Raw genomic sequence first — 2,790 nt, 5'->3', positions numbered from 1 at the left:
GACATCATAGCGTTACTGTTTGTTTACCTTTTATTCAAGATATTATTTATGATATTTAGCATTATTATCAGTAAGCCCCATTCAGGGAGCGGATAGATTAGCTTTGATAGATAAGTTATTTAACCGCTAAATAACCTGCTTTAGAAAAGTAAGCTTGTCCTTTAGGCGAGCGCAGATAGTTGGAAAAATCTGTCGCGGCAGCAGTGTCACCAATAACCAAGCCATCTTGCAAAATAGGTGGATAGGACTCTGGCGCCAAAGTAATAAACTGCTCAGGTTTAGCTTTGATCGCCGTCAGTTGCGACTGTGCGACAAACCCATAATCGACATTGCCCGTATGCGCATATTGAAAAGCTTGACCAATATTTTCCGCTTTTATAATGCGTTTTTGCTCAGTGAGAGCATCATAGAGGTTTTGTGATTCTAAATAGACTTTAGCTGATTTACCATAAGGGGCAAGCTCTGGATTGGCAATGGTTATTTTGCTTTCGTCATCGTTTTTAAACAGATCCGTTAAGGTAGTTTGATTCAGAACATCGAGAGGTTTGGTGGCACTATAAATGGATAACTGACCTTGAGTATAAGTGAATGGTGTGTGGCTTGTATCGCCTTTAAACATCTCATCGACCAACTGCGCTGGAAACTCTTGATCGGCTGATAAGAATAGATCGTAAGGTGCGCCCGCTTTAATTTGCGCATATAACTTACCTGAAGAAGCATAGGTCACTTCAATCTCTTGCGCAGGCAGTTTTTTATCCGTTTTATAACCAGTGATAATCTCAGGAAGGACATCAGATAAGTTGGCAGCTGCGGCGATGCGAAGCGTTTGATTCTGCTCAGTGACATTGTCAGCGTCCGATTGAGCAGGCTTAGTGGTCTGCTCTTTGCTACAAGCGCTTAGCATTAACGCTAAGCACACTGCTGCCATTGTTATATTTTTAACCATTATTGCTTAGCCATTTGGAAGAGTCATCTTGGTAGTACTCTTGCTTCCAAACCGGAATGTCGGCTTTAATGGTATCCAATATCCAGCGACAAGCATCAAAGGCAGGGTAGCGATGGGCAGAGACCACCCCGACCCAAATGGCCACATCACCAATCTCTAACGCGCCGATACGATGAATAGCAATTGCATGGGTAATCTCAAAGCGCTTTTTGGCTTCTTCGATAATGGCGCGACCTTGATTAATAGCAAGGTCTTCGTAGCCATAATAGGTCAAGCGATTGACGCTACTGGCATTATTATGATTGCGTACACGTCCCTCAAAACATACAAAGGCGCCACAGCTGTCATCATCAAGTGTGCTTTTAAGCCGACTTTCATCAATATCGGTATCTAAAAGTGCAAAACCGTCACGTTCAGCGATGAGGTAAGCTTCATCGATGCTACGCTTAATGCTCATTGACTGTCCATGTACCTTGTCTTTCATATCTATTTTCTCTATTTTCTCTATTTATTATTAGCGATACAAATGAGCGTTTATATGCTGTTAGCCGCCTGCTACTGGGGTAATAAACACCACACTATCACCGTCATAAATCTCATCTGTCCACTTGGAAAAGTAATCATTAACTGCCACACGTAGCTCTGACTGTGGACGGCTAAAGCGATGCTTTTGGCGCAATTGCTCATATAACTCAGTTAATGAAGTCGACTGTGGCACAGTGATTTTTTCTTCGTGACAATTGGCTTCATCGGCTAAGCTTGCGAAGTATAAAACAGTGATAGCCATCGTCGTATTTGTATCTTTATTGCTTTCTACTAAGGTACTCATAGAAACTTCTCTCATTCATGAACTACTTGTTAATTGTCTAACTTTATACATATCGCATTACTTTTACGCATGCTGATAGTCAGACTTACCGCCAGTTTTTTTCATTAAATGGATATTATCAATCACAATGTCATGCGAGATGGCTTTGGTCATATCATAAATAGTTAGGCAGGCGACACTGACGGCGGTCAACGCCTCCATTTCTACCCCAGTTTTATGCGTGACTTTGACAGTGGCGGTCACAGTGATACTGTTTTGGCTATTATCGTATTCAAAGCTTAAGCTGATTTTATCTAGTGGCAGAGGATGGCAAAGCGGAATCAAGTCATGGGTGCGTTTGGCAGCCATGATGCCGGCGATATGAGCGGTCTGCGTAATGCTGCCTTTTTTAGTCATGCCGTCAGCAGCTTTGATTTGCTCATAAATGGCTGCAGGAAAAACCACTTGCCCAAGAGCACGAGCTTCTCTTGTCGTAGCCGTTTTACCACTTACATCAACCATGGTGATGTCACCGTCGCTATCTAAATGGGATAAGCCAGACTGACCACTTTGTTGATTACTGTTTTTTTCACTATCGCGATTCATTTTTCGTTTCTCTTAAATGGCTGGTTTTTCTTAATAAACCTTTTCATAAGTCGTTTAATGCAATACAGGCACGTTCAAACTCTTTAGGCATATTGAAATTGGTTAAATACTGCCACTCTTCTATAAAAGGTACAGGCTGCGCAAGCGGCTGAATAAACTTCATGACTTGCCGCTGTCCATCATCAAGATAGCGCTTTAAATCAGGCTCTATATCTAAGCGATACAGACCTAATAATGGATATAAATGATGGTCATCGGTGAGACAAATGACGGATTTATCAGCGCCTTGTGTCATATAATGTTGCAGTTTTTGCCATAAATAGGAGATAGGAATCAAGCTATCACAGCTAATCAATAGCAGCCAAGACGACTGCGCATTTTGCATTTGGGTTAGATCGGTCGCATTTAATAATGTTTTCAATAATTGCAG

General features: G+C 41.7%; 5 protein-coding genes. All 5 read right to left on the bottom strand.

Annotated elements, in window-relative coordinates; genetic code table 11:
* Positions 1 to 115: 115 nt before the first annotated feature.
* Positions 116 to 946 carry a molybdate ABC transporter substrate-binding protein gene (gene modA / locus VLN09_RS07425; RefSeq protein ID WP_325245158.1) on the bottom strand — a complete coding sequence of 277 codons (831 nt, stop codon included), beginning with the start codon at positions 944 to 946 and terminating at the stop codon, positions 116 to 118.
* Positions 939 to 1,430, bottom strand: coding sequence for a molybdenum cofactor biosynthesis protein MoaE (locus VLN09_RS07420; protein WP_325245156.1), 492 nt, complete (start codon positions 1,428 to 1,430; stop codon positions 939 to 941). Before VLN09_RS07420 ends, modA begins: the two co-directional genes overlap by 8 nt.
* Before the next feature lie 60 nt (positions 1,431 to 1,490).
* A complete protein-coding gene (locus VLN09_RS07415) occupies positions 1,491 to 1,775 on the bottom strand; it encodes a MoaD/ThiS family protein (RefSeq protein WP_325245154.1) in 285 nt (94 codons plus the stop codon).
* Positions 1,776 to 1,838: 63 nt separating this feature from the next.
* Positions 1,839 to 2,360, bottom strand: a complete 522-nt coding sequence (gene moaC, locus VLN09_RS07410; RefSeq protein WP_325245152.1) for a cyclic pyranopterin monophosphate synthase MoaC — start codon at positions 2,358 to 2,360, stop codon at positions 1,839 to 1,841.
* 43 nt (positions 2,361 to 2,403) lie between these two features.
* A partial coding sequence (mobA, locus tag VLN09_RS07405) for a molybdenum cofactor guanylyltransferase (RefSeq protein ID WP_414709105.1) occupies positions 2,404 to 2,790 on the bottom strand: 387 nt, incomplete at its 5' end.

Origin of the sequence: Psychrobacter sp. (assembly GCF_035469765.1) — a bacterium.
Taxonomy (GTDB): domain Bacteria; phylum Pseudomonadota; class Gammaproteobacteria; order Pseudomonadales; family Moraxellaceae; genus Psychrobacter.
The sequence above is the reverse complement of the archived record's forward strand: the minus strand, read 5'-3'. Positions and strand labels throughout refer to the sequence as shown.

Coding starts and splice junctions, on each gene's coding strand:
- modA (WP_325245158.1), bottom strand. CDS start 946: ATGGTTAAAAATATAACAATGGCAGCAGTGTGCTTAGCGTTAATGCTA.
- VLN09_RS07420 (WP_325245156.1), bottom strand. CDS start 1,430: ATGAAAGACAAGGTACATGGACAGTCAATGAGCATTAAGCGTAGCATC.
- VLN09_RS07415 (WP_325245154.1), bottom strand. CDS start 1,775: ATGAGTACCTTAGTAGAAAGCAATAAAGATACAAATACGACGATGGCT.
- moaC (WP_325245152.1), bottom strand. CDS start 2,360: ATGAATCGCGATAGTGAAAAAAACAGTAATCAACAAAGTGGTCAGTCT.